Source organism: Streptomyces sp. GQFP, assembly GCF_021545335.1.
Lineage (GTDB): Bacteria > Actinomycetota > Actinomycetes > Streptomycetales > Streptomycetaceae > Streptomyces.
Genome location: NZ_CP089312.1, coordinates 719,075 through 745,332 on the forward strand (window position 1 = coordinate 719,075; position 26,258 = coordinate 745,332).

The window sequence follows — 26,258 nt, forward strand, 5'->3', positions numbered from 1 at the left end:
GTCCCGGCTCACCACCGGGGCATCGTCGGGTCGAACTCCGGCAGCACGCTGCGCAGGTAGGCCACGTCGTTTCGGTGCTCGCGTCCCAGCGACAGATACGTGGCGTGCAGGCGGTCCACCGCGGCGCGGTCGAGTTCGACGCCCAGTCCTGGACCGCGCGGCACCCGCACCGACCCATCGGTGAAGGTCAGCGCGCCCGGCACCACGACATCGTCCGCCGCGTTCCACGGGTAGTGCGTGTCGCAGGCGTGGTCGAGCGCGGGCGTGGCCGCCGCCGCGTGGGTCATCGCGGCGAGACTGATGCCCAGATGCGAGTTGGAGTGCATGGACAGCCCCCAGCCGACGGCCTCGCACACGGCACCGAGCGCGACGGTGGCGCGCGGCCCGCCCCAGATGTGGTGGTCGCCGAGCACGATCCGTACGGCACCGCGTTCCAGAGCGGGGCGTATGGCGTCGAGGGAGGTCACACACATGTTGGTGGCGAGCGGGAGCGTCGTGCGCGCGGCTACGGCCGCCATGTCCTCGATGCCGGCCACCGGGTCCTCCAGGTATTCGAGGACACCCTCCAGTTCGGGGACCGCCGACAGGGCGGTCTGCAGACTCCAGGCGGCGTTGGGGTCGATGCGCAGCGGGTGGTCAGGGAACGCGGCGCGCAGCGCGTGGAGCGCCGCGATCTCCTCGTCCGCCGGGAAGACCCCGCCCTTGAGCTTCAGTGACCGGAAGCCGTACCGGTCCACCATGCGTTTCGCCTGGGCGACGATGCCGCCCGGGTCCAGGGCCGCACCCCACTCGTCCTCGTCCGCGCCCGGATGTCCGGCCCACTTGTAGAACAGGTAGCCGCTGTAGGGCACGGCGTCGCGTGCCCGGCCGCCCAGCAGGTCGACCACCGGTACGCCCGCCAGCCGCCCCTGTGCGTCCAGGCACGCCACCTCCAGCGCCGCGTACACCCGGCGTACGTCGAATGCGGGCGCGGGGATCGGGGCGGGCCCGCGCGACCCGGTCGAGCCGGTGCGGTCGGCCCAGCGCCGCCAGGGTGCGTCGGGACCGTACGCGACGCCGTCCACGCGTCCGGCGAGCAGTTCCCCGGCCAGCCGGGCCAGCGCCGCCGTCTCGTACACACCGGTGCCGGGCAGGCGCGAGCCCACCAACTCCAGCCAGTCCAGCTGCCAGGCGTGCCCGACGCACTCGCTGAGGCCCGTCACCTGGCCGCCCCGGCCGTCGTCCACGACCAGTTCGAGGACCGCGCGCAGCACATGGGGTTCGTGGGCGCCGTCGGCGTTGAGGAGCGGGGGGTCTCGGAAGGCTATGGGGGTGACCCGCAGTTCCCGGATGATCATGCGTGACAGCCTCCGGTACGCGACTCAGCCCTGCGGGACGGTGGTGTGGTACTTGTCGACCATCTTGGTCGCCGCGGACCGTATGCTCTGCTTCCCGAAGAGCAGGTCCTCGTAGACCCGCCGGAACTCCAGCTTGTCCTCGTTGGAGCCGGACGGCGGTATCGGAGCCAAGGCGAACCTCTTCTCCAACCCGGCGACGTACTCGTACACGACGCGGTCGCCGCCGGTGAGACTGGAGGCGAGACGGTCCATGACCCCCCGGTTGGGCGGCAGTCCGCGCACCACGCCGAGGATCCCGCCCGCCGCCGGATCGTTCAGCAGGAAGTCGAGCAGCAGCGCCGCCTCCCGTTTGTGTGCGCAGCGTTGCTGTACGCACATCGCTCCCGCGCCGGCGGTCAGCCCGAGCGGTGCACCGGACGAGAGGGTGGGGAAGGGGATGGCCGCGACGTCGCCGTAGGCCTCGAAGTACGGCGTGGCGGTGGAGGTGATGTTGAACTCGGCGGTGGACAGCTTCCGTACCAGCGGGGAACTGTCCGTCGAACCGTCGTAGGAGGCGGTGACGTTGGGCGGGGTGAAGAAGCCCTTGTCCCGCAGCCGTGCGGTCAGCTCCCAGAACGTGGTGAGATCGGCGACGGTGAACCCGAGTGAACCGTCGCTCTTGTAGATCGACTTGCCGTGCTGGACCAGCCAGACGTTGAAGGTCTCGCTGTAGCCGCCGAAGTCGGTGATCACGGCCCTGTCCGGCGCGGCCCTCTTCAGGGCGGGTCCCACCTCGTCCAGCAGGTCGTCCCAGGTCCAGCCGGCCTTCGGGAGGCCGACGCCCGCCTTGCGCCAGATCGCGGGGTCGACGAAGAGCGCCTGGGTGGAGATTCCCGTCGGCACCGCGTACAGCTTGCCGCCCAGCCGGTTGCCGTTCACGTAGGTGCGGGGTATCCGGCCGAGGGAAACGCCGGAGAACTCCGGTCCGTCCAGGTTCGCGACCAGTCCGTTCGCGGCGTACGAGCGCAGCTCGTAGTAGTCCATCTGCAGCACGTCGGGGCCGCTGTTGGCCGCGACCTGAGTGGCGAGCCGTTGGAAGTAGGCCTGGTATCCGCTGAACGAGGTCGTGACCTTGATCTTCGGATGGCGGCGCTCGAAGAGCCGTAGCGCCTTGTCGGTGGCGATGTTGCGGTCGTCGCCGCCCCACCACTGGAAGTTGAGCGTCACCGTGCCGTCGGCAGACGTCTGTGAGGTGCCGCATCCGGCGGTGGCCGCGCCCAGCGCGAGGGCACCCAGCGAGGTGAGCACCCGGCGGCGCGAGGACGGGGACGAGGTGGAGGTGAAGGTGGGCGTAGGGCGTGTCGCTGGCATCGCGGACCTTCGCTCGACGGGGAGTTGGGGGGCGGCGGGAGAACCGGTGCGGTGGCGGGAGGACCACTGCAAACGTTGCCATCTTGTTTCCGACTGGCCCGGAAGTTACGCGTGCCGACTGAGCTGAGTCAATGCCAAATCTCAAAGAAACAGGGAATGAATAGGTCGCGTCGTACCCCTTGCCGCAGCCGAGGACGCATGCAAACGTTGCCGCCGTCATCCATCCTCACTGTGGAGGAGCAACCCACGATGGCCCAGGCAACCGCCCCGCCCCGACCGCTGCCCCGAGCACGCGGCGACATCACCGACGACAACCCCTCGGCTGGACGCCGCCGTTCGCACGCCTTCGCGGCGCATGTCTTCCTCGCACCCTGGCTGATCGGCATCGTCGTACTGACCCTGGGCCCGATGCTCGCGTCGCTGTACCTGTCGTTCACCGACTACGGCCTGTTCACCGACCCGCACTGGGTCGGCCTGGCCAACTACCGGTACATGCTGGAGGACGAGCGCTTCCTCGCCTCCATCGGCGTCACTCTGCAGTACGTCCTCATCGGCGCCCCGCTCAAGCTCGCCGCCGCGCTCGCCGTGGCACTGCTGCTCAACCGCGCCCGACGAGGCGTCGGCCTGTACCGTGCCGCGTTCTACGCCCCGTCACTGCTCGGCGCGAGCGTCAGCGTCGCCCTGGTGTGGCGGTCCCTGTTCGCCACCGGCGGACTCACCGACCGCTCCATGTCCTTCTTCGGTCTGCACGTCGGCGGCCTCACCGACAATCCGGACTACTCGCTGTACCCGCTGATCACCCTGACCGTCTGGCAGTTCGGCGCCCCCATGGTGATCTTCCTCGCCGGACTGACGCAGATACCGAAGGAGTTGTACGAGGCGGCCTCGATCGACGGAGCCGGCCGCGTGCGCACCTTCTTCTCCATCACCTTCCCGATGCTGACGCCGGTCCTCTTCTTCAACCTGATCCTGGAGATCATCCACTCCTTCCAGTCGTTCACCTCGGCGTTCGTGATCAGCGGAGGCACCGGAGGCCCCACCGACTCGACGCTCCTCTACTCGCTCTACCTGTACGAACAGGCCTTCACCAACTTCCACATGGGATACGCCTCCGCGATGGCCTGGGTCCTGCTGGCCGTCATCGCGCTGGTCACGTTCCTCGTCTTCCGCACGTCCCGCACGTGGGTCTTCTACGGACAGGAGGACGCGTCATGACCACCACCACGACGCCGGCCACCGCACCCTCCCCGGCCACCGCTCCCCTGCGTGGCGCGCTCTGGCACATCGTCTGCGTGGCCATCGGGCTCGTCCTGCTCTACCCGGTGCTGTGGCTGCTCACGGCGTCGGTGAAGTCCGGCACCGAGATCATCTCGAATCTGAGCCCCGTCCCCGACGTCTTCACCCCGGGCAACTACGCCGAGGCGGCCGACGGGGTCAGCGGCATCTCGCTGTGGCGGCTGTTCGGCAACTCGCTGTTCATCTCGGTCGGCGCGGTCGTCGGGAACGTCCTGTCGTGTTCCCTGGCCGCCTACGCCTTCGCCCGGCTCCGCTTCCGCGGCAGCGGCCTGTACTTCGCGGTCATGATCGGCACGCTCATGCTGCCGCTGCACGTCGTGCTGATCCCGCAGTACATCATCTTCCAGAAACTGGGCATGGTCGGCACCTTCCTGCCGCTGATCCTGCCGAAGTTCCTGGCCACCGAGGCGTTCTTCGTGTTCCTGATCGTCCAGTTCATCCGGGGGCTGCCCCGTGAACTCGACGAGGCGGCGGTGCTCGACGGCTGCGGCCCGTACCGCACCTTCTGGCACGTCATCATGCCGCTGCTCAAGCCCGCCCTGGTCACCACGACGATCTTCTCGTTCATCTGGAGCTGGAACGACTTCCTCCCCCAGCTCATGTATCTCGCCGACCCGCAGACCTACACCCTCCAGCTGGGGCTGCGGATGTTCGTCGACCAGACCGGCAGCGCCGCCTACGGCCCGATGTTCGCCATGTCCGTGCTCACGCTCGTGCCCGTGCTGCTGTTCTTCCTCGCCTTCCAGCGGCTGCTGGTCGAGGGCGTCCAGACCTCCGGGCTGAAGGGATAGGGCACATGCGTCGTTCATGGTTCGCTCCCTTCGCCGACTGTCTGCTGCTCGGCGTGTTCCTGCTGGTCTGCTCGCTTCCGGTCGTCACCGCCTTCCCCGCTCTGGTCGCCGGCTGCGCGGTGCTGCGCGAACAGGCCTACGGCGGACCAGGAGTGACACCACGTCAGCTGGTCAACGCGTTGCGCCGGGTGCTGCGCTCGGGGCACACCGTCTGGCTGGTCCCGAGCGCCGTGCTCGCCCTGCTGTGGCTGGACGCGCTCGCGCTGGACGCGCACGGGCCCGGCCTGGGCGCCCCCGTCGCGGCGGCGTCCGCGGTCGTGGCGGCGCTCGGGTTGCGGTGCGCGGCCGGCTGGCGCGAGGGCACAGCCTGGCGGACGGTCGTCATCGCCGCGTTCCGCTCGATGCCGCACCAGCCGCTCGTCCTCGTGCTGCTGGCCGGGTCCGTGGTGGCCGCCGCCGTGCTGCTGGCCATGTCCCCCGTCCTGCTGCTGATCGTGCTCGGCCCCCTCGCTCTCGCCGCCACGGCCGCCGACACCTGGCGGCCACTGTCGTTCTCACCTTCCCGAACGGAGACCGCATGACCTCGGGCACCGCACACCGCCGCCGCTGCGCCGTAGTGGGACTGGGCGCCCGCGCCCGGCTCTTCACCCAGGCGCTGGCCGGCCCGGACGCTCCCTACGCGGACCGGATCGAGCTGGTAGGCCTCTGCGATGTCAACGCCCACCGGATGGCCGTCCACAACGGCTGGCTCGGTACCTCCGTGCCCGCCTACCCGGCCGAGGAGTTCGCGGAGATGCTGCGCCGCGAACGCGTCGACCTCGTCGTGGTGTGCAGTGTGGACCGCACCCACGACGACTACATCGTCCAGGCCCTGGAGGCGGGCTGCGACGTCGTCACCGAGAAACCGATGACCACCGACGCCGACCGCGCCCGCCGCATCCTCGACGCCCAGCGGCGCACCGGGCGCGAGGTGCGGGTCGCCTTCAACTACCGCTACAACCCGGTGCATTCGGCCGTACGCGAGAGCCTCGCCGCCGGTGAGATCGGCGAGATCGGCTCGGTGCACTTCGAGTGGCTGCTCGATCTGCGGCACGGCGCCGACTACTTCCGCCGCTGGCACCGCGAAAAGGCCAACTCCGGCGGCCTGATGGTGCACAAGGCGACGCACCACTTCGACCTGGTGAACTGGTGGCTGGGCAGCGAGCCCGAGACCGTGTACGCGCGGGGCGGCCTCTTCTTCTACGGCGACGAGGCCGGCCGGCGCCGTGGCCTGGCCCGCCCCTACACCCGCGCGCACGGCTCCCCGGCGGCCGACGGCGACCCCTTCGCCGTACACCTGGCGGACTCGCCCGTACTCAAGTCGCTGTACCTGGACGCCGAGCACGAGGACGGCTACCACCGCGACCAGAACGTCTTCGCGCCCGGAGTGACCATCGAGGACGACATGGCGGTCCTCGTCGGCTACGCCTCCGGTGCCACTCTGACGTACCACCTCACCGCCTACTCTCCCTGGGAGGGCTACCGGATCGCCTTCAACGGCAGCGAGGGGCGCCTTGAGCTGCTGGTCGAGGAGACCACCTGGGCCCGCCCCGAGGTGCGGACGGACGGCGCCTCGGCCGTCCTGCACGGCGAGTTGGCCGACGACACGGCAGGGCGCACCGAGTTGCTGCTGCGCCGGTTCTGGGAGCGGCCGCGCGAGCTGAAGGTCGCCACCGGCGAGGGTGGCCACGGCGGCGGGGACGTACGCATGCTCGCCGACCTCTTCGGGGAGCGTGCCCCGGACCCGCTGGGGCGGGCTGCGGACGCAGGGGACGGAGCCCGGTCCCTGGTCACGGGGCTGGCGGCGAACCAGTCCTTCGAGACGGGCCTGCCGGTGCGGGCCCGGGACGTGCTCGCGGTGTGAGCCTGCGGGCCTGCCGCCGCGAAGGGGCCGTCGCCGGTCCGGTGCCCGCACCACCCCGTCCCGGCCCCGTAGGCTCGTCTCGGAGAGGTGAGGTGCAGTGGTCAAGGCAGAGCCGACCGGTGGTGGAGCGAGAGCGGGCCGGGGGCGCAGCCCGCGGGGGCAGGGCGAGCAACTGCGCCGGGACATCCTGGCAGCGGTGAACCGTCTGCTGGCCGAATGGGGCGGTATCGAGAAACTCACCGTCCGCGCGGTCGCGGCGGAGGTAGGAGTGTCGGCGCCCAGCATCTACCTGCACTTCACCGACAAGACCGAGCTGCTGTGGGCGGCAATGGAGGACAAGTACGAGGCCCTCGCCGCGGGGATGGCGGCCGATGACGCCGAGGCCGCCGCGCGGGGAGCCCGGGAGCGGCTGCGCGCTCAGGCGCACGCGTACTGCCGGTTCGCACTGGCGCATCCGGGCCACTACCGGCTGATGTTCGAGGTACGCCAGCCCGAGGTGGACGCCGCCCGGATCGCCGGACATCCGACCCGCAGGGTGCCGGACGGCTTCCGAGCGGCGTTCGGCCGATGCCGCGAGGAGGGTTACGGGCTCGCGATGCCGGTGGAGCAGGCGGCGCACACGCTCTGGGCCGGACTGCACGGCAATCTGGCTCTCGCACACAGCCTGTTCGACGACTCCTCACTCAACACCATGCTGCCGGACCTCGCCGACGGCCTGCTGGACGCGTTGGTGTCCGCCGCCCCCGGCGCGGAACGGTCCTGGCCGTCGGCCACGGAGAACTCCGTGTCACGCCGGATCCGCGCCATGGCGGCCATGGATCCCGCTCCCGATCCTGAGGCTCCGATCGGCACCGACACCTCTGAGCTGCGCGGACGGTAGCCAGAGTCGTTTTTTGGTCAAGACCACCCCCCTGCGTGGACGAGAGCGCGGGGGGCGAGTAATGTCCGTAACTAAACTTAGTTAGGTGACCCAGGCAACCACTTCGAACGCCCCCCGAAGAACCTGCCGCAAGGCCTCATGAACGCCCCCCTGAACGACCCCCCGAGGAGCACGTCATGACTGAGACCCAGAGAGACCGGAACACCGAGCAGCTCCGCGCCGGAGTGGTCGGTCTCGGCATGATCGGCGGTGGTGTCGCCGTCAGCCTGGCCCGCAGTGGCTTCGTCCCCACGGTGTACGACATCCGGCCGACCGCCGCGGACGGCCTGGCCGGAGTCCCCGCACCGCTCGATTCACCGGCCGAGGTGGCGGCGGCCAGCGACGTCGTCATGGTCGCGGTGGTCGACGCCGACCAGGCCCGCGAGGTGATCGGCGGCAGGGCCGGACTGCTGGAAGGTGCCCGGCCGGGCCTCACGGTGGTGCTGCTCGCCACCGTCGAACTGCCGGTCGTCCGTGAGCTGGCCCTGATGTGCGCCGAGGCGGGCGTCGGCCTCCTGGACTGCGGGGTCACTCCCGGCGACCGGGCGGCCGAGAACGGCATGGTCGCCATCCTCGGCGGTGACCAGGATGTGGTGGACCAGGCGCTCCCCGTCCTGGCCGGCTGGGCGAAGAAGGTCGTGCACTGCGGCCCGCTCGGCGCCGGCATGGCCACCAAGATCGCCCGCAATGTCGTCACCTACGGCGGCTGGAGCATCGTCGCGGAGGCCGTCGCGCTCGCCGAGGCCGCGGGCGTCGATCCGGCGCGGCTCACCGAGGTGATCGACACCGCCGACCCCGGCGGCAGGACACTGCTCCAGCTGCTGGGCCTGCGGATCGCCGGTGAGGGCGCGCTGCCCGACGCGATGGCGGCCAAGGTCGAGCCGCTGATGACCAAGGACCTCGACGCCGCCCGCGCCCTCGCCGCCGAACTGGGCGTGGCCGTACCACTGGTGGACGTGGCCCGACAGCGCACCCCGCAGACCCTGGACCAGCAGACCGAGCCGGCCGATGATCCCAGGACACGCGGCCTGGAGCTCATGGACCAGGTCTACGGACCGGGGTTCAGCGACAACGTGCCGGAGACGGACGAGCCGTATCTGACCGAGACCGTCGAGCACCTCTTCGGTGACATCTGGAGCCGCCCGGGGCTGTCGGTCCGCGACCGCCGACTGCTCACGATGGGCGTCGGCGCCTCCCTGGGCCGCGCCGAGCTGATCCGGATCCAGGCCCGGGGCGCCCTGCACAACCACGAACTGACGCCCGACCAACTCCGCGAAGCCGTACTGCACCTCGCCTACTACGTCGGCTGGTGCAACTCCACCGCCGCCCAGCAGGGCGTCGCGGACGCCATCGCGGACGTATCCCCCACCAAGGAGGTCCGATGACCGACACCGTCCCGCAGATGCCCGTCCAGCGCACCACCCTCCTCGACCCGCCCGTCGAGTACGACCTGCTGCGGGAGGAGCAGCCGGTCACCCGGGTGCGCTTCCCCAACGGACTGACCGGCTGGCTCGTCACCCGTTTCGAGGAGGGCAGCCAGGTCTTCTCCGACCCGCGTCTGTCCGCGATGCGCCCCCGGCACGACACCCGCCCCGGCGAGGCCGCCGAGGCCGGGCAGGACGCGCCGTTCGATCCGGTCTTCGTGATGATGGACGAGCCCGAACACAGCTCGTACCGCCGCCTGCTGACCGGACGCTTCACCCCCAAGAGCGTGGCGACCAGGCTCCAGCCGTACCTGGACCGGATCGTCGACGAACACCTCGACGCCATCGCCGCCGGCCCCGAGACCTTCGACTTCGTCAAGGCCATGGCACTGCCCATCCCCTGCCTCGTCATCTGCGAACTCCTCGGCGTGCCCTACGCGGACCGGGACGGCTTCCACCACGCCACCCAGGCGATGATGGACATGTCCAAGAGCCGCGCGGAGCGCGACCAGGGCGCGAAATGGCTGATCGACTACATCACCGCGCTCGTGCACGACAAGCGCAGCACCGGGTCCACCGAGGGGCTGCTCGCGGAACTGATCCAGGTCGCCGACGCCGAGGGCTCCATCGTCACCGACCGGCAGCTCATCGGCATGGGCGTGCTGCTGCTCTTCGCGGGGCACGACACCACGGCCGCCATGATGGGCCTGTCCACGCTCACCCTGCTGACCCATCCCGAGCAGAAGCAGAGGCTGCTGGCGGACCCGCAGCGGACCGCGGGCCCGGCGGTCGAGGAGCTGATGCGCTACCTGACCATCGTGCAGTTCGGCCTCGGCCGGGTCGCCAAGGAAGACCTGGAACTCGGCGGGCAGCGGATCGGCCAGGGCGACCTGGTGGTGGTCGGTATGAACGCCGCCAACCGTGACCCGAGGGCGTTCGAGGCCCCGAACGCGCTGGACTTCGACCGGAAGATCGTCCGTCATCTTGCCTTCGGCTACGGCGTCCACCAGTGCCTCGGGCAGAACATCGCCCGCGCCGAGCTGAAGACCGTCCTGCCCCGCCTCTTCCAGCGGTTCCCCGACCTGCGGCTCGCGGTCCCCGCGCAGGAGGTGCCGATGGACGCGCACGGCACCAACTACGGGGTGCTGGAGCTCATGGTCACCCGCTGACGGCCGACGGCCGTGCCGGCCACCTCAGCTCCCCTGTGCGGGATCGAGGTGGCCGACACGGCCGCGGAGTAGGCGTCTGCGCAGTCGGTCTCCGGCCCTACGACGAGGTCTGCAACCGGAAGCGTACGAGCCGGGTCTTGCCCGCGGCCGTACGCAACTCCTCGTCGGTGGGCCGCCGGTCGCCGGGCAGGCCGAGCATCAGCCCCTTGGCCGCCTTCGCCCCCTTGCGGTCGACGAACTCGCCCAGCAGGGCGGCCACTTCGGCGGTGTCCTCGATGACCGTGGGCACGGCACCCTGGACCACGCCTCGGATGCGCAACCGGACCGGGGAGCCGCCCCGCAGGCTGGGGATCCAGCCGAGCTGGGAGGACATGGCGAGTACCGTGCCGGGATCCCAGTCGAAGTAGCCGATGGGAACGGTGAACTCGCGTCCCGTCTTGTACCCGTTGTAGGTGAGCAGCATCAGCCGTCCGCTGAGCAGCCGGTGGAAACGGGAGCCGAGCAGGGGACGTACGAGCTTGTTGGCCGCACGGAAGACCCTCACCACCGGCGCGGGCCGCGCCGTGGACGTCGGCCTGTCGGAGGCGCTCACCAGATGCCGCCGGGGACCGTGTGGACGATCTCGGGCCGGTCGCGCTTGGTGTACGCGTCCCAGTAGTGCTCGGCGATGGTCTCGGCCTCGGTGCCGGGACCGGTGCCGATGAAGACGCCGATCGCGACATGCGCGGAGTGCACCCCGCGCTCGGCGAGGTCGGCGCCCAGAGCCATGGCGTAGTTGCGCAGCGCGGCCGCGGCGACGCCGGTGGCGCCGAAGGGCCCGCCCAGCGGCCGGACCGAGGAGGCGCCGGTGGAGAACAGCAGCGTGCCGGTGCCGCGTTCGAGCATGGCGGGCAGCACCTGCCGGACCGCGGCAACGGCTCCGTACAGGTAGAAGTCGATCTGCCGCTGGATGTCCTCGGCGGTCGCCTCCACGGCCGCGGCGCCGGCGAGGGCGCGGTCGGCGGGCGAGTACTCCAGCACGTCGACGGGGCCGAACCGGTCGGCGACCGCGGCGAGGGCGGCCTGCAGCGTCTCGGGTCGAGCCACATCCGCGCTGAAGCCCGCCGCCTCGATGCCCTCCTCGGCGAGGGTGGCGGCGAGCGTGTCGACCTTCTCCTGGGTCCGCGAGATCAGGGCGACCCGGAAGCCTTCCGCGCCGAAGCGGCGAGCGATGGACAGGCCGAGGCCGGGGCCTGCCCCGACGATGGCGATGACGGGCATGGGATGCGCTCCTTGGTCGTGCGGACGAGGGGTACTGATGAGGGGTTCAGCGGCACTGCCAGTCATGAGGGCGCGGCCGTGGGCCGGTGGGGGCCCGCGGATCAGAACCTTCCACGCCTCATGAAGTCGAGGGGTGCCTCATGTTAGGCGATCGTAGCAGCTAATGTGAGGCCCCCCTCAGGTTGCTACTCTGGGTGGCATGACCATGGGTAGTCCGTCGACCGAGAACCCGGCCCCCGCGCGGCCCCTGCGGCGGGACGCGCAGCGCAACCGTGACGCCCTGCTCGCCTCGGCCCGCGCCTGTTTCGCCGAACACGGCCTGGAGGCTCCCCTGGAGCAGGTGGCCAAGCGCGCCGGGCTGGCCATCGGCACGCTCTACCGCCACTTCCCCGCCCGGCTCGACCTGGTGCAGGCGGTCTTCGCCGAGAAGACGGCCGTCTGGCGGGCGGCCGGCGAGAAGGCCGTCGCCATGGACGACGCGTGGGCGGGACTGTGCCACTTCCTGGAGGCGATGTGCGAACTCCAGGCGGGGGACCGGGGGTTCAACGACCTGGCCTCCATGCGGCTGCCTGAGACCGCCTGCCTGGCCGGCGCCCAGACCCGCATCCACGAACTCGGTGTGCGCATCGTCGAACGCGCCCAGGAGCAGGGCAGCCTGCGCCCCGACCTCACTCCGGAGGATCTCGCCTTCGTGATCTGGTCGCACAGCCGCATCACCGAGGCCACCCACGACATCGCCCCGGGTGTCTGGCGCCGTCACCTCCATCTGCTCCTCGACGGCTTCCGCGCCGACCGCGCCCGTCCGCTGCCCGAACCGCCCCTCACCCCGGCCCAGCTGTACCGGGCCATGATGCGGCTCGGAGGCAGTGGGATCTGTTCCGGCTGAATCCCTCCGGCCGTTCGGTGTCGGGATGCGTGCCGATGCCGGGATGCGGAGGCAGGGCCTGACTGTCAGCCGTCAGGCCCTGCCACTGGACAACGGTCCCCCCCGCGATGTGCCTCGAACGCCCGGACGTACTTCAGCGGGGACGAGATGCACTACGACGGCAGGGTCACAGCTCGTCGTGCGGGTTGGGGTTCGAGCCGTCGTTGAGGGCGCTCATCAGCAACTTGGCCGCCTGCTGGGCGGTGTCGTAGGTCCCCCAGGTCCTGAGGGTGATGCTGGCGGTGGAGTTGGGGGAGTTGACGTGGCTGACGAGGACGTGGCTGAGGCCCGCCCAGTTGCGGATCAGCTCCTCGTAGGTCTGCGTCAGCGTCACCGTGCCACCGTCTCCGAAACGGTTCGCGAGATCGGTGGCGAGCGCCCGGAAGCGGGCCCCCTCGGAGAGGGTCACGATCATGCGCAGCAGGGCACGGGCCTGATTGGCGGTGGTGACGTTGGGGTTGGTGAGGTCGTAGACGGCCTGTCCCATGTTGGCCGCGTTGACCGTGAGATCGCGCAGCGCGATGTTGCCGCGGTTGGCGAGTGTGTTGTAGTTCTCGGCGCCGATCCAGCTCCCGTCGGCGACGGCGTCGTTGTATGTCGGCGCGTTCTCGGTGAGGGGCGTGTACATCCGGGTGTTTCCGTTGAAGTAGTAGTAGCCGACGACGTAGAGGTCGCTCAGGCGGATGACCAGGTGGACGGAGCGGCTGCCGTTGGTCACTTCGACGGTCGTGTACTTGCTGGTCGCCTGGTTGTTGAGGATGTCGACGTAGACCTTGGTGCCATCGGTGGTGATGGCCTGGCGGGTGGCGCCGGTCGTGGCGATGTTCAGGTTGCGGAGTTGGGTGATGATGCTGCCGTAGCCGCTCTTGCCCGAGCTGATGTCCCAGTGCAGTTCCTTGCTGCTGCTGGCCGCCAGGTCGATCTTGTTCAGCTGGGTGGTGCGGGCGCCGCTGCCGTGCGCGGTGGCGGCCGGGGTGGTCGCGGCGACTCCGGACAGGGCCACGGCACCGGCGAGCAGTGTCGGCAGGACTGCCGAGGCGCCGATCCGGCGAACGACGCGGGACGTGTTGCTGTTCATGGGTGGGAATCCGTTCGGACAGAAGGGGTTGATCGGATGCGTTCGCACCGTAGGCAGCGGCCTTCTCGGCTGTTCGGTGCCTGCGTAACAGCTGTCCATCGGAACCGGGCCCGCCGGGCGGTGCCGCGCGGCGGTGCCGACGTGACACAGCAGGGCCGCCGTGTGCTCCGGTTCGCTCGCCGCGTCGCGCACGGGGCAACGGCCGTCGAGAGACTGCCGTTGACGCCGAAGAGCTGGGCCGACAGGTCGATCGGCTGCGGTCGGCTGCGGTCGGTTTGTCCGGGTGCGGGTGCCGTGCCCGGCCTCCGGTCAGACGGCACTGACGTCCGCGCACTCAGCCACCGTGACGTTGTGGCGGTCACCGAGCCGGTACGTGAAGGCGGATCAGGGAGAGGTCCTCCGCCCACGAGGGCAGTGGCTCGGGTGAGGTGACGGATGCCGTGCGGTAGTACGCCGCGTACTTCCGGCGGACCAGGTCGCTGAGCACGATGGTGACCGGGTAGCCGTCCAGTTCGTCCGCCTTGCAGCCGGACAGGCAGGCGAGGTCGGTCTCGAAACCGGTCGCCGTGGTCCGGGCGCTGCCCCAGTGTTTCCAGACCAGGAAGTGGAAGGTGCTCTTCCTGGTGAGCTCGATCATCTCGGGCTCACGTCTGGCTCCCGACCCGGAGTCCATGACATAGACCGGCCCCGTCCACGGGATCGCGGTGGGCGCCGGGCCCTCGGTCCGTACGACACCGGCGGGCGCACAGCCGCTCAGAGCGGCGCCCATCGCGGCCAGTGCCACCCCGAGGGTGCGCACGGCACCTGGAACCCGTACGGTCACACTCTCCTCCTCCGCAGGTCGAGCTCGACCTCGGCTCCGCCGTCCGGGTGGTTGGCGAAATCGAGCCGGGCACCCAGCACCCTGGCCTGGCCGACCGCGATGGTCAGGCCCAGTCCGGTGCCCTGGCCGCGCGCGACGGAGCCGGTACGGAACCGCTGGGGTCCGGAGGTCCGCAGCACGGTCAGCAGCTCGGGCGGGAACCCCGCCCCGCGGTCGCGGACCCGGACCGTACCCGCCCTGATCTCGACAGTGACCGGCGCCGAGCCGTGCCGCAGCGCGTTGAGGACAAGATTGGCGATGACGCGCTCCACTCGCCGGGGGTCGGTCTCCATGACGGCGTCGGCGCCGCCTTCGAGCACCCGTACCTCGACGTCCTCGGCATCATCGCCGAGGCGCGCGAGCGCCCGTTGGGCCAGGCTGTCGAGCAGACAGGGCTCGGTCTGAACGTGCACGGCCCGGGCGTCGAGCCGGGCCACCTCCAGGACGTCCTCGACCAACAGCCGCAACGCCTCCGAGCGTTCCTGCACCAGCTGGGCCGGGCGACTGGGCGGCAGTACGTCGGCCGCGGTGATCATTCCGGCCACGGGGGTGCGCAGTTCGTGCGCGATGTCCGCGGTCACCCGGCGTTCGGCCGCCAGCCTCGCGCCCAGCGCGTCGGCCATGGTGTCCACGGCCGACGCGAGCCGGGCGATCTCGTCGCGCCCCACGGGGCGGACCCGCGCATCCAGGTCGCCCTCGGCGATGCGCTCCGCCGTGCGAGCGGCCGAGGTCGCCCTGCGGCCCACCCGGACCCCCAGACCCAGCCCGACGACCAGTGCCACGGTGGTGGCACCCACGCCCGCGGTGAGCAGGGAGGTGTCCAAGTTGTCCAAGTCCCGGGTCTCCTGCTCGTACGGGCGGCTGATCGCCAGCACGTTCCGGTCCGACACCATGGTGGCCGCCCACAACTCCGGCCCGGCCCGAGTGCTCTGCAGATACGTGACCCGCCGACCGTGTCTTATGGCCGCCGCGACCGGCGTGGGCAGGTCCGCCGGGTCCAGGTGCGCGTCCGGTTTCCGCCCGGCGGCGTAGTCCTCGACAGCCCGGACGAGTTGACCGTCCAGTCCACGGCGGGCGGAGGTCAGCAGGTCGTCGGCCATCTGGCGGTGGACAAGAGCGCCGATCACGGTTGCCACCAAGGCCGCTGTGACGGCGATGGCGACGGAGACCTTGACTCCGAGGGTGCGTACGGCGGTGGGGAGGGCGAGGCGCATCCGCTGTTCAGTCCTGCCGGAGCTTGTAGCCGAAGCCGCGCACGGTCTCGATCCGGTCCCGGCCGATCTTGGCGCGCAGTCGCTGTATGTGGACGTCGACCACCCGGGTGTCGCCCTCCCACATGTAGTCCCACACACGCTGGAGCAGCAGGTCGCGGGTGAGTACGGTGCTGGGGGACGCGGTGAACTCGCGCAGCAGCTTGAGCTCGGTCGTGGTCAGGGACACCGTGCTACCTCCTCTGCGCACCACCAGCGACGCGGGGTCGAAGGTGAGGTCGCCGAAACTCTGCAGAGCCGCGCCACTGTGAGCCTCGGCCCCGGGCACGGGCGCGACGCGGCGCAGCACCGAGCGGATCCGGGCGACCAGTACGGAGGCATGGAACGGCTTGGTGAGGTAGTCGTCGGCACCCGCCTCAAGCCCCAGCACGACATCGACCGGGTCCGTGCGGGCGGAGATCAGCAGGATCGGGGCGCCGCTCTCCTGGCGGATGCGCCCCGCCAGGGTCACTCCGTCCAGTCCGGGCAGCATGATGTCGAGCACGGCCACATCGGGCGCCTGCTCCCGGAAGAGGCTGAGGCCGGTCAGCCCGTCCTCGGCGGCACGTACCCGGTATCCGTGCGCCTCCAGGGCGATTTGGGTGGCCTCGCGGATCACCGCGTCGTCCTCGACGAGCAGCACTTCGGTCATGTTCTCGTTTCCGATCCGGTGGTTCAGGGGGCGGGCACGGGCAGGGCGACGTGGCTGAACTGCGCCGCCTTCGAGGGGTTCGGAGTACGGAAGAGGACCGTCGCGTACCGGTAGTACGTCGCTCGCTGCCGGCGGACCTGGCCGTCGAGGACGACCCGCACCGCGAAAGTGGTGTTCCGCAGGTCGGTACATCGGGGTGTACAGACCGGGGTGGTGAAGAAACCGGAGGCTGTCGCCCGTGATGCGCCCCAGGAGGACCATCGCAGCCGCAGCGCCACGTCCACGTCGCTCAAGGCCAACCGCTCGGGACGCCGCCAAGGATGCGAGGCGTAATCCAGCACGTACGCCGACCGCGGTTCGGCGAGCGGATCCGGTGCCGTGCCCTCGACGCGCAATCCGCCCGGCGCGGCACATCCGGCCAGAGCGGCCAGGGCACACATCACCCCGGCCGCTCCGGCTCCCCATGAGGTCCGTTTCGGCCACTGCATGCCTTATAGGAGGTTGGGATGGATAACGGCAGATGAATCAACTGAAAAGCACTTGTGAACCATTCGGCGGTCGTTGGCCACATTCAGGACCAGACCCTAGAAGCGCCATGTCGCGACCGTCCGTCGCCCGTTCGTAGGCTGGGTAACAGATCCGCCGGACAGCTGTGACAGTCGCGCCATCGCCGGCCGGAGCCGTACGACGGCAGGCCGGGCAGGCCACCCCACGAAGACGATGAGCCACTGTTACGCAGCCTCCGAATACTTGAGACCTCACGCTCCTAGCTTGAGGTCCGCACGCTCCAGATGCGGACACAGCAGGAGGAATCCGTCATGTTCACTCTCTCGAAACGCTCCAGAGCCGGCCTGGCCGGTCTGACCCTGCTGACCGGTGTGGGCCTGTCGCAGGCGATGCCCCAGGCGGAGGGTCACGCGGCGCCCGCCGCGATGAACCTGACACCCTCCGGCGCGGTCTCCACGCAGCAGTTCCTGAAGGCGGTGGCGAAGACGGACCACGTCTCCGTTCCCCAGGCGCGTCAGCTGATACTCCGTCAGGACACGTATCACAGGACTCTCACCGCGCAGCAGGCGCGGCTCGGCAAGGACTACGGCGGCAGTTACCTGGACGCCTCCGGGACGTACGTCACCAACGTCACGACCCGGCGCGCGGAGCAGGTCGCGCGTGCCGCATCGCTCAACCCCCGCCTGGTTCCGTACTCGGAATCGACCCTGAGCGGCGTGGTCAAGCGGCTCGGCGCGGTCAAGACCGACCGCGGCGTCAGCCTGTCCTACAGCGTCGACGCCCCGTCCGACAAGGTCGTCGTCAACGCGGCACCGAAGGACAAGCCGGCCGTGCGGCGGATACTGGCGGCCACGCGTACCCCGGCCGCGATGGTGGACGTGCGGACGGTCACTCCCTCCAGGGCCACGGGCGCCCCCGAGTTCCAGGACGACATCTACGGCGGTCTCCAGATCGGGATGAACTCACCGGTCGGCCAGGGCGGAAGCGGCTGCACCTCGGGCTTCGTCTTCACCGACAACAAGCGCGGTTCACAGGACTTCGGCGGGGAGTACCTGGTGACCGCCTACCACTGCGGCTCCCCGGGCACCAGGGTGTACCGGGGGACCCACTTCCTCGGCACCACGGACTCCATCTGGAACAACTACCGCCACGACTGGACCTCCGTCCGCCTCAGCCAGAGCGACTCGACCATCGTCCCCCAGCCCTGGGTCTACAACTCGCTGCACGGCGTCCGCAAGGTCAACGGCTTCATCCACTCCAGCCAGGGCGACACGGTCTGCCACCAGGGTGCGACCTCCGGCTTCCGCTGCGGCCGCGTCGCCGCGTCCAACGTGACGTTCAGCTCCGGTGGCCGTACGGTCACCGGCCTGGTCAAGGTCGCCATGGCCGACGAGGACAAGTCCCTGCCCGGCGACTCCGGCGGCCCCTGGTACACCCGCGAACTCACCGTCAACGGCGGCATCTACGCCTACGGCATCCACTCGGCCGGCGACCAGGAGCAGACCAACTGCTCCGGCAGCCAGGTCTGCCTGTGCCGCCGCCGACCGGTCTGCATCCAGAACTACTCGTACTTCACGCCCATCCAGTCGATCATCGACGACACCAGCGGAGAACTCGGCATTCTCGCCACCCGCTGACAACACCCGCGCACCCGGAGCCACCGCCCCCCGGGTCAGTCCGATCACAGCGGCGGCCTCCCGGAAATCCCTCCGGGAGGCCGCTGACCTGCTACCCGGCCCTGGTGAGCGCGGACTGTGACCGATCGCGAGTCGGGTTCAGCGGGAGGTCCGGAGCAGACCCGTGGCGACGCCGCCGGCGGTTCCGCCGTCGGTGATCACCGCGGCTCCGGTGACGCAGGATGCGGCCGAACTGCCGAGGAAGAGAAGGACGTCGGCCTGCTCGTCGGGAGTGGCCGGGCGGCCCAGCGGCATCGGGAAGGTGTCCCAGAACTCCTTGCCCAGCATGGCCTCGAAGTCGGCGGTCATGGGGGTGGCCGTCGGTCCGGGCATGATCGCGTTGACGCGGATGCCCTTCGGGCCGAGCCCCACGGCCGCGTACTGGGTCCAGATAACCACGGCCTCCTTGGACACCGGGTAGGCCATGGCGATGTCGTCCGGGTGCTTCTCCAACCACTCCTGGGCGCCGGCGAAACCTTCGGTCCACACCAGGGGCAGCAGGGTTTCGATGTCGTCGGCCCAGCGCGAGCCGGCCTGCGAGGCGACGGTGGTGACCGAGCCTCCGGCCTGGAGGTACGGCACGACGGCCTCCGTGAGATGCCGCACGCCCGCGAAGTTGATCAGCATGGTGTCCAGCGGCGAGGTCCGGTTGCCTGGTACGCCGACACAGTTGAACAGGGCGAAGACCGGACCGCCGATCTTCTCGACGGCGGCGCTGATCGCCTCCGGGTCCTTCAGGTTCACCTCCTGGAACGTGGCACCCGTGGCGGTCTCCGGCGCCTTCAGGTCCAGGACGTGGACCTCGGCGCCGAGCGCGACGAGCTTGCCGACGAGGGCGGCACCCATGCCGGACCCGCCGCCGCCACTGACGATGACGCGGGCGGCGGTGTAACCGAGTTCGAGGGCAACACTGTTCGTGGTCATGTCTCTCAGTTCTCCTCGTACGTCAGGTCAGACACCAGCGATGAGCTTGGTTTCCAGATGGGCCTCGAAGCCCTCGAAGCCGCCCTGGCGGGCGAGGCCGCTGCCCTTGTAGCCGCCGTACGGGGCGTCCGCGCCATGGAAGGAACCGCCGTTGATGGAGACGCTGCCGGTGCGGATACGCCGGGCCACCGCCAGCGCGCGCTCGGGCGAGGCCGAACTGACGGCTCCGGACAGGCCGTACGGGCTGTTGTCGGCGATCCGGATCGCGTCCTCCTCGTCGTCGTAGGACAGGACGGCGAGCACCGGGCCGAAGATCTCCTCCTGCTCGATGCGCATGCCGGGCGTGACGTCGGCGAAGAGGGTCGGCTCGACGTAGTAGCCCGTGGGCAGATGGGCGGGCCGTCCGCCGCCGAGGACGAGCCGGGCACCCTCCTCCTGACCGATCCGGATGTACTTCTCGACCGTGTCCCGCTGGTCGGCGCTGATCTGCGGCCCTTGGATGTTGGCCGGGTCGGCCGGGTCGCCGTAGGGCACGGCGCGGAACGCTCCTTCGATGATCTCCAGACCCTCCGCGTACCGGGAGCGCGGCAGCAGCACCCGGCTCAGCAGCGCGCACCCCTGCCCGGCGTGCAGACAGGACGTGAGGCCCGATGCGGCCAGCGCGGTGTCGAAGTCGGCGTCGTCGAGGACGATGTGCGCGGACTTGCCGCCGAGTTCGAGGAGCAACTTCTTGGTCATCGGTGCGACCCGCTCCTGGATGCGGCGTCCGACGCGGGTGGAGCCGGTGAAGGAGATCATGTCGACCCGCGGATCGTCCACGATCCGTTCGGCGAGGCTGTTGTCCGAGGTCGGGACGATGTTGACGACGCCTGCCGGGATGTCGGTCTCCTCCGCGATCAGCCGGCCCAGGTGGGTCGCGTTCCACGGCGTCTGGGCGGCCGGCTTGAGGACGACGGTGTTGCCCGTGGCCAGCGCCATGCCCAGCTTGTTGAGAGTGGTCTCGAACGGGAAGTTCCAGGGCACGATCGCGCCCACGACCCCGACCGGCTCCTTGTAGACCTTGCGCCAACTGGTCACACCCCGGCTGTCGTTGTCCGCCAGGTCGCGCTCCCAGGGGAACTCGTTCATGGCCTGGACGGGCCACTTCAGGTTCTCACCGACAGGGGTCTCCAGCTGCAGGCCGTGCGTCAACGAGACCGGTGTCCCGACCTCGGCGACCAGTACGGAGCGCAGCAGCTCGCGGTTCTTCTCCAGGGCGTCCTGGAGCTGGAGAAGGCAGCGCCGGCGAAAGGCACGGTCCGTGGCCCAGTTCGTCTCGTCGAAGGCGCGGCGGGCCGCCGTGACGGCCCGGTCGATGTCCTCGGCGGACGCGTCGAAGGTGTGTCCGAGGGTCACCTCGGTGGCCGGGTCGACGTTCGGGAAGACGGCTTCGCCGCTGCTCTCGACCAGCCGACCGTCGATGAGCAGGCGCGGTTCGGCCAGTTCCGCTCCCTGAGCTCCCTGGGCAAGCTCGTGTCCGGTCATGCGTCTACCTCCTTGTAGCGCACGGACGAGGATTCACGTCCTCGTGACAGTGCCCGGGTGTCACCACGTGACGGGCATGGCGTGGACGCCGTAGATGTTGACGTCGGTTTTGAAGGGGATCTCCTCGATCGGTACGGCGAGGTCGAGTGTCGGGATGCGCCGGGCCACCGTCTCGTAGAAGACCTGGAGCTCGACGCGGGCGAGCGGCTGGCCGAGGCACTGGTGGATACCGAAGCCGAAGGCGAGGTGGTCGCGGGCGCCGCGGCGGATGTCGAGGGCGTCGGGGTTCTCGTAATGGCCGTCGTCGCGGTTGGCGGAGAAGGTCAGGGGGACGACCGCCTCGCCCTCCTTGATGTGGTGGCCCGCGATGACGGTGTCCCTGGCGGCGACCCGCCAGTTCGCCTCGTTCAGGATGGTCAGATAGCGCAGCAGTTCCTCGACCGCTCCCGGCGCGAGCGAGGGGTCCTTGCCGAGCGCCTCGAACTGCTCACGGTTGCGGAGCAGCGCGAGGGTGCCCAGCGCGGCCATGTTGCCGGTCGTCTCGTGCCCCGCGACGAGCATGATGAAGGCCATGCCCTGGACACCCCGGCGGTCCATCTTCCCGGTGCGCAGCTGCTCGACGACGAGGCGGCTGACGATGTCGGCCCCGGGGTCGAGGTCCGGATCGGCGTTCTTGGAGTCGACCAGGTCGTAGATGTAGTCGTTGAGTCCGCTGAGTTTCTCGAAGCGCACGTCGTCGGGGACGCCACGCTTGAACAGGTACTGCGTGCGGTCCTGGAAGAAGTCGTGGTCGCTCTGCGGAACCCCGAGCAGCCAGCAGATGACCGTGTTCGGCATCGGCGAGGCGGCCGCCTCGAAGAAGTCGGCCGGCCGGGGCCCGGCCAGCATCTCGTCGATCAGGTCGTCGACGACCTGCTGGATCCTGGGCCGCAGCGCCTCGACCCGTTTGACCATGAAGTCGCGGGTGACCAGACGGCGCAGGTCGTCATGGACCGGCGGGTCCATACGGAGGAAGGACGGCAGGCCGGAGGTGGCCATGGCCGCGTTCGCCTTCCCGGCGGGGCTCTTCGGGTAGTCGGGTCGGGTGATGTCGGCGCTCAGGTCGGGGCTGAGAAACGCCTCGCGGACATCGTCGTACTTGGCGATCAACCAGGCGTCGTGACCGTAGAGACGGGCCGGGGCGACGGGACAGGCGGAGCGGAGCGCGGCGTACTCGGGCGGCGGGTCGAAGGGCGCGGAACGCGTCATCGGGAAGGTGAGCCGGTCGTCGCCACCGGCGAGCTGCTTGATCAGCTCCCGGGTGCGGTCGTCCACGCGGCTGCCGCCGACAGGGCAGGATGCTGCTTCCGGGTCGCGGTCCCGGGTGCCAGTGGTTTCGGTCATGTCGCGGGCCTCCATGGGGGAATGGGGAGGAATGCGGGTCACGAAATAGGTAAACGCTGTAAACTTGATAAGTGAACACCGTAAACCACCGGGGGGTCGGCCAATCTCCCCGAGGGATCGGATTTGGACACCGTGGCACCATGCGCGGACACTGACGGAACGCCACAGACGAGCACGAAGAGAACGCCACTGGACACGAGGGCGAGGAGCCAGCCAACGATGAGTGCAGCACGGACCGGCGAGCAGACCAGCGCTCCCGCCAGTGAACGGACCAAGCCGTCACGGGCGCCCAACCGCTGGGGCGAGGGCGGCCGTCTGCGCCAGGAGATCCTGCAAGCCGCCGAGCACCTGCTGGAACAGGGCGAGCGGCCGGAGGAGATCTCACTGCGGGCCATCGCGCGGGAGGCGGGCATCACGGCGCCCGCGATCTACAAACACTTCAAAGACAAGGCCGAGCTCATGTGGACGCTGCTGGACGGCGTGTACACGACCTTGGCCGAAGACATGCGCACGGCACAGCGGTCGGCCCCCGACGACCCCTGGACGGGCCTGCGCGCCGTCATCGACACCTACGGCCGTATCGCGACCGCCGAGCCCCGCCGCTATCACCTGCTCTTCCGCATCGGCCCGGACCTCCCGCCCCTCCCCGACGCCCAGCCTCACCCGATGGGGGTGGTCCTGGACGCCTGGATCGAGGCAGTCGCTCCCTGCCTGCCCAAGTCCGTCCCCGTCGCCGAAGGCTCGCTCGATGCCGAACAGACGGCGAAACTGCTCTGGAGCGGTCTCCACGGCCAGTTCGGCCTCTACTGGAACATCCCGGATGCGGCCAAGCCCCTCGGCCGCACCGAACTCGACGCTCTGCGCGAATCGTTGCTGCTGACACTCTTCGGACCACGGCCGGATCGCCACCCATAGGATTCGGCACTGCCGCCAGTCCGGTAACGGCCCATGACATCAGGGCGACGACGACAGCCGAAAATTCTGCATCAGGTGCAATATCACATTGAGTGCAACGGGCTGTACGATCACCTGCATGACAGGCACGGAAGTGGCCCCCGAGGGCCTGCGCGAGCGGAAGCGGCGGGAGACTCGTCGGCGCATCGCCGACGTCGGCATGCAGCTCTTTCTGACCAACGGCTTCGACGCCACGACCCTGGACATGATCGCGGCCGCCGCAGACGTCTCCCGCCGGACGTTCTTCTCGTACTTCGACTCCAAGGACGGTGTTCTCGAGACCTGGGAGACCGGCCTGGAGGACGCACTGCGCGCCGCCGTCAGCGAACAGCCGCCCCTGCCCGCGCCACTGGCCGTGACACGGCAGGCCCTGGCCCGACTGGCCACTCGCTACGAGACGGACGAAGCCCTGGCGATCGATCGGTTGATGCGGTCGACGGACACGCTCCTCGCGCGCAAGAAGGCCAACTACGAGCGCCAGGAGCAGATCATCGTCGACGGCCTGGCCGAACGCTGGCCGAGCCCGGACCGGCGGCACGCACTACGGCTCGTCGCCATGGTCGGGGTCGGCACACTGCGCCTCGCCATCGAGGCCTGGAGCGCCGAGGAACACCGCGGCCCGCTGAGCGACTACCTGAGCGAGGCATTCGAGACGGTGCAGTCAGAGATGACACCGTAACCCGCTCCCCGCAGGACCTGCGCACTCCTCCTAAAAAAGTTGCACCGATTGCAAAAATGCCCCCAGTGCAGTAGCTTGCACTCGGTGCAACTTTTGCACTTGGTGCAACTTTTCAGGCATGGTCAAACAGCTCCAGGAGGAGACCCCCATGACTACAGCCGTGACGCATGAAGGAACAGACACGACGGGCATCCCCGGCTCGGGTGATCAGCTGATGCTGATCGACGAGGAGCGCGTTCCCGCACTGTCGGGCCGGACGATCGACGTCTTCAACCCGAGCACGGGCGACCTGATCGGCACGACGCCGGACGGGGAGTCTGCCGATGTCGACCGCGCCGTGGCAGTCGCCGCACGCACCTTCGACGAGCGGGTCTGGCAGGGGCTGTCCGGTGCCGCCCGCCAGAAGATCCTCTGGCGGGCCGCCGAGCTCATCGAGGAGCACGCCACCGAGTTGGCAGCGCTGGAGTCGCTGAACAACGGCATGGTCATACCGATGGCGAACGTACTGATCGCGACCGCCGCCGAGACGATCCGCTACTACGCGGGCTGGGCGACCAAGCTGTACGGCGTCACCAGCGAGATCTCCTCGCCCGAGGCACAGTTCCACTCCTACACGCTGCGTGAGCCGGTCGGCGTGTGCGCGCTGATCATTCCGTGGAACGCGCCGAGCACGCTGACCGTGCAGAAGCTGGCGCCCGCGCTGGCAGCCGGCTGCTCGGTGGTGGTCAAGCCGTCCGAGGAGACCCCGTTCACCGCGCTGCGGCTGGCCGAGCTGTTCGAGGAGGCGGGCGTGCCGCGCGGCGTCATCAACGTCGTGACCGGCTACGGCGAGAGTGCGGGCGCCGCGCTGGCCGCGCACGACAAGGTCGCGAAGATCGCGTTCACCGGCTCGACCGAGGTCGGCAAGCTGATCGTCCAGGCCGCGACCGGCAACCTCAAGAAGGTCACCCTGGAGCTCGGGGGCAAGTCCCCCGTCATCGTCTTCGACGACGCCGACCTCGAAGCCGCCATCGCGGGCGCGGCCAACGCCATCTTCATGCACTCCGGCCAGATCTGCGCCGCGGGCTCGCGCCTCTACGTCCAGCGTTCGGTCTTCGACAAGGTCGTCACCGGCATCGCGGAGATCGCCCAGGGCCTGAAGATCGGTCCCGGCTCGGACCCCACCACCCAGATCGGGCCGATCGTCTCGGAGAAGCAGCTCGACCGCGTACTGTCCCTCATCGCCAGCGGCATCGAGGAGGGCGCCGAGCTGATCACCGGCGGAGAGCGCGTCGGTGACCAGGGCTACTACGTACAGCCCACGATCCTGGCCGACCCCAACCCTGGCGCCCGCGTCATCAAGGAGGAGATCTTCGGCCCGGTGCTGACCGCGATCCCCTTCGACGACATCGACGACGTCGTCGCCATGGCCAACGACACCACCTATGGCCTCGGCGCCGCGATCTGGACCAAGGACATCAACAAGTCCCACCTGCTCGCCAAGAGGATCCAGGCCGGCTTCGTCTGGCTCAACTGCCACTACGTCCTGGACAACTCCCTCCCGGCGGGCGGCTACAAGCAGTCCGGCTGGGGCCGCGAACTCGGCGCCGAGGGCCTGGACCCGTACCTGCAGACCAAGTCGGTCTTCGCCGCCCTCACCCGGGCCCCCTTCCTCAACAGCTGACCCAGCGGCCAGTGCGTTGAAGCACCTTGCCAGGTTCGTCGCGAAACCGAGCGGTCGCGACGAGCCTGGCACTGCTTTGCCGTCCTCCAGGCTATTAAGGTTTGCCTTGCCTAATAAATACGGTACAGTTTCGTACTATGCAATCGAGAGCGCGCATCAGGGAACGCGAGCGCCACATCCTCAGCGTCGCCGCCGAGCTGCTCAGTGAAGTCGGCTTCGACCGGCTTACGTTCGATGCCATGGCAGCCAGGGCGGGCGTGTCCAAGACGACCCTCTACCGACGCTGGTCAAGCAAGCACGAATTGGTCATCGACGCCGTACGCCGCCGGGTGGACTTCTCCTTCACCGTGCCGGACCAGGGGAACTTCCGCGCCGACGTGCTGCAGGCCCTGAAGCTGGTCAGTGAGTGGCTGCGGCGGGACGCGGCGATACTGCGCACCCTCATCGACGCCGGCCGTCGTGACGCGGACCTGCGCGAGGAGACCGACCGCCAGATCGCCCAGCCTTTCGACGACATGTGGGAAGAGGTCATCGACCGGGCCCATGACCGCGGGGAGCTGCGCTCCGACGTGGACCTCTCCTGGCTCAACGAGCTGGCGCAAGGCGTGCTGATCAACCGGCTTCTCGTGGTGGACGACCCCGTCACCGACGCGTATCTCGAGCGCCTGACGGACGAGATCATCGTCCCCGCCTTCGCGCACCCCGCCTGACACTCCCCGCCAACCGGAGACA

25 protein-coding genes are annotated in these 26,258 nt (G+C 69.5%); 13 read left to right on the top strand and 12 right to left on the bottom strand.

Features of this window, described 5'->3' with window-relative positions; translation table 11 throughout:
• Positions 1-8: 8 nt before the first annotated feature.
• Entirely contained in the window at positions 9-1,337 is a 1,329-nt protein-coding gene (locus LUX31_RS03330; RefSeq protein WP_235473014.1) for an enolase C-terminal domain-like protein, read from the bottom strand.
• A gap of 24 nt (positions 1,338-1,361) precedes the next feature.
• Positions 1,362-2,687, bottom strand: coding sequence for an ABC transporter substrate-binding protein (locus tag LUX31_RS03335; protein WP_235473015.1), 1,326 nt, complete (start codon positions 2,685-2,687; stop codon positions 1,362-1,364).
• Between the two features lie 249 nt (positions 2,688-2,936).
• Here LUX31_RS03335 and LUX31_RS03340 point away from each other — a divergent pair, with 249 nt between their 5' ends.
• The 7 genes from LUX31_RS03340 (at position 2,937) to LUX31_RS03370 (ending at position 10,189) form a co-directional block, all read left to right on the top strand.
• Complete coding sequence (locus LUX31_RS03340) at positions 2,937-3,902, top strand: carbohydrate ABC transporter permease (RefSeq protein ID WP_235473016.1); 966 nt, start codon at positions 2,937-2,939, stop codon at positions 3,900-3,902.
• Entirely contained in the window at positions 3,899-4,774 is an 876-nt protein-coding gene (locus LUX31_RS03345) for a carbohydrate ABC transporter permease (RefSeq protein WP_235473017.1), read from the top strand. Before LUX31_RS03340 ends, LUX31_RS03345 begins: the two co-directional genes overlap by 4 nt.
• A gap of 5 nt (positions 4,775-4,779) precedes the next feature.
• Complete coding sequence (locus tag LUX31_RS03350) at positions 4,780-5,355, top strand: hypothetical protein (protein ID WP_235473018.1); 576 nt, start codon at positions 4,780-4,782, stop codon at positions 5,353-5,355.
• Positions 5,352-6,677 (top strand): Gfo/Idh/MocA family protein, encoded by a 1,326-nt coding sequence (locus LUX31_RS03355; RefSeq protein WP_235473019.1) that lies wholly within the window; start codon positions 5,352-5,354, stop codon positions 6,675-6,677. The genes LUX31_RS03350 and LUX31_RS03355 overlap by 4 nt, the downstream gene beginning before the upstream one ends.
• Before the next feature lie 97 nt (positions 6,678-6,774).
• Positions 6,775-7,557 carry a TetR/AcrR family transcriptional regulator gene (locus LUX31_RS03360; protein WP_235473020.1) on the top strand — a complete coding sequence of 261 codons (783 nt, stop codon included), beginning with the start codon at positions 6,775-6,777 and terminating at the stop codon, positions 7,555-7,557.
• Positions 7,558-7,733: 176 nt separating this feature from the next.
• Positions 7,734-8,981 (top strand): NAD(P)-binding domain-containing protein, encoded by a 1,248-nt coding sequence (locus LUX31_RS03365; protein ID WP_235473021.1) that lies wholly within the window; start codon positions 7,734-7,736, stop codon positions 8,979-8,981.
• Positions 8,978-10,189, top strand: coding sequence for a cytochrome P450 (locus LUX31_RS03370; RefSeq protein ID WP_235473022.1), 1,212 nt, complete (start codon positions 8,978-8,980; stop codon positions 10,187-10,189). The genes LUX31_RS03365 and LUX31_RS03370 overlap by 4 nt, the downstream gene beginning before the upstream one ends.
• A gap of 97 nt (positions 10,190-10,286) precedes the next feature.
• On the opposite strand, the gene LUX31_RS03375 is transcribed toward LUX31_RS03370, so the two are convergent.
• Together LUX31_RS03375 and LUX31_RS03380 are read right to left on the bottom strand one after the other, a co-directional pair.
• Complete coding sequence (locus tag LUX31_RS03375) at positions 10,287-10,781, bottom strand: hypothetical protein (protein WP_235473023.1); 495 nt, start codon at positions 10,779-10,781, stop codon at positions 10,287-10,289.
• Positions 10,778-11,449, bottom strand: a complete 672-nt coding sequence (locus LUX31_RS03380) for an SDR family NAD(P)-dependent oxidoreductase (protein WP_235473024.1) — start codon at positions 11,447-11,449, stop codon at positions 10,778-10,780. Before LUX31_RS03380 ends, LUX31_RS03375 begins: the two co-directional genes overlap by 4 nt.
• A gap of 199 nt (positions 11,450-11,648) precedes the next feature.
• Here LUX31_RS03380 and LUX31_RS03385 point away from each other — a divergent pair, with 199 nt between their 5' ends.
• Positions 11,649-12,335 (top strand): TetR/AcrR family transcriptional regulator, encoded by a 687-nt coding sequence (locus tag LUX31_RS03385; RefSeq protein ID WP_235473025.1) that lies wholly within the window; start codon positions 11,649-11,651, stop codon positions 12,333-12,335.
• A gap of 166 nt (positions 12,336-12,501) precedes the next feature.
• Here LUX31_RS03385 and LUX31_RS03390 read toward each other — a convergent pair whose 3' ends face one another.
• The 5 genes from LUX31_RS03390 to LUX31_RS03410 all read right to left on the bottom strand — a co-directional run bounded on the left by LUX31_RS03390 (position 12,502) and on the right by LUX31_RS03410 (position 16,704).
• Complete coding sequence (locus LUX31_RS03390) at positions 12,502-13,452, bottom strand: ribosome-inactivating family protein (protein ID WP_235473026.1); 951 nt, start codon at positions 13,450-13,452, stop codon at positions 12,502-12,504.
• Between the two features lie 358 nt (positions 13,453-13,810).
• Positions 13,811-14,275 (bottom strand): hypothetical protein, encoded by a 465-nt coding sequence (locus tag LUX31_RS03395; RefSeq protein ID WP_235473027.1) that lies wholly within the window; start codon positions 14,273-14,275, stop codon positions 13,811-13,813.
• Entirely contained in the window at positions 14,272-15,528 is a 1,257-nt protein-coding gene (locus tag LUX31_RS03400; protein WP_235473028.1) for a sensor histidine kinase, read from the bottom strand. The genes LUX31_RS03395 and LUX31_RS03400 overlap by 4 nt, the downstream gene beginning before the upstream one ends.
• A 7-nt stretch (positions 15,529-15,535) precedes the next feature.
• Complete coding sequence (locus LUX31_RS03405; RefSeq protein WP_235473029.1) at positions 15,536-16,216, bottom strand: response regulator transcription factor; 681 nt, start codon at positions 16,214-16,216, stop codon at positions 15,536-15,538.
• A gap of 23 nt (positions 16,217-16,239) precedes the next feature.
• Positions 16,240-16,704, bottom strand: coding sequence for a hypothetical protein (locus tag LUX31_RS03410; RefSeq protein WP_235473030.1), 465 nt, complete (start codon positions 16,702-16,704; stop codon positions 16,240-16,242).
• A 330-nt stretch (positions 16,705-17,034) separates the two neighbouring features.
• Between LUX31_RS03410 and LUX31_RS03415 the strand changes: the two genes are divergently transcribed.
• Complete coding sequence (locus LUX31_RS03415; RefSeq protein WP_235473031.1) at positions 17,035-18,360, top strand: S1 family peptidase; 1,326 nt, start codon at positions 17,035-17,037, stop codon at positions 18,358-18,360.
• A gap of 138 nt (positions 18,361-18,498) precedes the next feature.
• On the opposite strand, the gene LUX31_RS03420 is transcribed toward LUX31_RS03415, so the two are convergent.
• From LUX31_RS03420 to LUX31_RS03430, 3 genes are read right to left on the bottom strand one after another with little or no spacing between them, the layout of a single operon-like run.
• Positions 18,499-19,323 (bottom strand): coniferyl-alcohol dehydrogenase, encoded by an 825-nt coding sequence (locus LUX31_RS03420; protein WP_235473032.1) that lies wholly within the window; start codon positions 19,321-19,323, stop codon positions 18,499-18,501.
• Positions 19,324-19,350: 27 nt separating this feature from the next.
• Positions 19,351-20,847: an aldehyde dehydrogenase family protein gene (locus LUX31_RS03425; protein WP_235473033.1), complete on the bottom strand. Its 1,497-nt coding sequence runs from the start codon at positions 20,845-20,847 to the stop codon at positions 19,351-19,353.
• 60 nt (positions 20,848-20,907) lie between these two features.
• Entirely contained in the window at positions 20,908-22,230 is a 1,323-nt protein-coding gene (locus LUX31_RS03430; RefSeq protein WP_235473034.1) for a cytochrome P450, read from the bottom strand.
• Positions 22,231-22,449: 219 nt separating this feature from the next.
• Between LUX31_RS03430 and LUX31_RS03435 the strand changes: the two genes are divergently transcribed.
• The 4 genes from LUX31_RS03435 to LUX31_RS03450 all read left to right on the top strand — a co-directional run bounded on the left by LUX31_RS03435 (position 22,450) and on the right by LUX31_RS03450 (position 26,236).
• Positions 22,450-23,145, top strand: coding sequence for a TetR/AcrR family transcriptional regulator (locus LUX31_RS03435; protein ID WP_235473035.1), 696 nt, complete (start codon positions 22,450-22,452; stop codon positions 23,143-23,145).
• A gap of 118 nt (positions 23,146-23,263) precedes the next feature.
• On the top strand, positions 23,264-23,863 hold the full coding sequence (locus tag LUX31_RS03440; RefSeq protein WP_235473036.1) for a TetR family transcriptional regulator: 600 nt from the start codon (positions 23,264-23,266) through the stop codon (positions 23,861-23,863).
• A 148-nt stretch (positions 23,864-24,011) separates the two neighbouring features.
• Positions 24,012-25,526 carry an aldehyde dehydrogenase family protein gene (locus LUX31_RS03445; protein WP_235473037.1) on the top strand — a complete coding sequence of 505 codons (1,515 nt, stop codon included), beginning with the start codon at positions 24,012-24,014 and terminating at the stop codon, positions 25,524-25,526.
• A gap of 137 nt (positions 25,527-25,663) precedes the next feature.
• Positions 25,664-26,236, top strand: a complete 573-nt coding sequence (locus LUX31_RS03450) for a TetR/AcrR family transcriptional regulator (protein WP_235473038.1) — start codon at positions 25,664-25,666, stop codon at positions 26,234-26,236.
• Positions 26,237-26,258: the final 22 nt, after the last annotated feature.

Coding starts and splice junctions, on each gene's coding strand:
- LUX31_RS03330 (WP_235473014.1), bottom strand. CDS start 1,337: ATGATCATCCGGGAACTGCGGGTCACCCCCATAGCCTTCCGAGACCCC.
- LUX31_RS03335 (WP_235473015.1), bottom strand. CDS start 2,687: ATGCCAGCGACACGCCCTACGCCCACCTTCACCTCCACCTCGTCCCCG.
- LUX31_RS03340 (WP_235473016.1), top strand. CDS start 2,937: ATGGCCCAGGCAACCGCCCCGCCCCGACCGCTGCCCCGAGCACGCGGC.
- LUX31_RS03345 (WP_235473017.1), top strand. CDS start 3,899: ATGACCACCACCACGACGCCGGCCACCGCACCCTCCCCGGCCACCGCT.
- LUX31_RS03350 (WP_235473018.1), top strand. CDS start 4,780: ATGCGTCGTTCATGGTTCGCTCCCTTCGCCGACTGTCTGCTGCTCGGC.
- LUX31_RS03355 (WP_235473019.1), top strand. CDS start 5,352: ATGACCTCGGGCACCGCACACCGCCGCCGCTGCGCCGTAGTGGGACTG.
- LUX31_RS03365 (WP_235473021.1), top strand. CDS start 7,734: ATGACTGAGACCCAGAGAGACCGGAACACCGAGCAGCTCCGCGCCGGA.
- LUX31_RS03370 (WP_235473022.1), top strand. CDS start 8,978: ATGACCGACACCGTCCCGCAGATGCCCGTCCAGCGCACCACCCTCCTC.
- LUX31_RS03380 (WP_235473024.1), bottom strand. CDS start 11,449: ATGCCCGTCATCGCCATCGTCGGGGCAGGCCCCGGCCTCGGCCTGTCC.
- LUX31_RS03385 (WP_235473025.1), top strand. CDS start 11,649: ATGACCATGGGTAGTCCGTCGACCGAGAACCCGGCCCCCGCGCGGCCC.
- LUX31_RS03390 (WP_235473026.1), bottom strand. CDS start 13,452: ATGAACAGCAACACGTCCCGCGTCGTTCGCCGGATCGGCGCCTCGGCA.
- LUX31_RS03400 (WP_235473028.1), bottom strand. CDS start 15,528: ATGCGCCTCGCCCTCCCCACCGCCGTACGCACCCTCGGAGTCAAGGTC.
- LUX31_RS03405 (WP_235473029.1), bottom strand. CDS start 16,216: ATGACCGAAGTGCTGCTCGTCGAGGACGACGCGGTGATCCGCGAGGCC.
- LUX31_RS03410 (WP_235473030.1), bottom strand. CDS start 16,704: ATGCAGTGGCCGAAACGGACCTCATGGGGAGCCGGAGCGGCCGGGGTG.
- LUX31_RS03415 (WP_235473031.1), top strand. CDS start 17,035: ATGTTCACTCTCTCGAAACGCTCCAGAGCCGGCCTGGCCGGTCTGACC.
- LUX31_RS03420 (WP_235473032.1), bottom strand. CDS start 19,323: ATGACCACGAACAGTGTTGCCCTCGAACTCGGTTACACCGCCGCCCGC.
- LUX31_RS03425 (WP_235473033.1), bottom strand. CDS start 20,847: ATGACCGGACACGAGCTTGCCCAGGGAGCTCAGGGAGCGGAACTGGCC.
- LUX31_RS03430 (WP_235473034.1), bottom strand. CDS start 22,230: ATGACCGAAACCACTGGCACCCGGGACCGCGACCCGGAAGCAGCATCC.
- LUX31_RS03435 (WP_235473035.1), top strand. CDS start 22,450: ATGAGTGCAGCACGGACCGGCGAGCAGACCAGCGCTCCCGCCAGTGAA.
- LUX31_RS03440 (WP_235473036.1), top strand. CDS start 23,264: ATGACAGGCACGGAAGTGGCCCCCGAGGGCCTGCGCGAGCGGAAGCGG.
- LUX31_RS03445 (WP_235473037.1), top strand. CDS start 24,012: ATGACTACAGCCGTGACGCATGAAGGAACAGACACGACGGGCATCCCC.
- LUX31_RS03450 (WP_235473038.1), top strand. CDS start 25,664: ATGCAATCGAGAGCGCGCATCAGGGAACGCGAGCGCCACATCCTCAGC.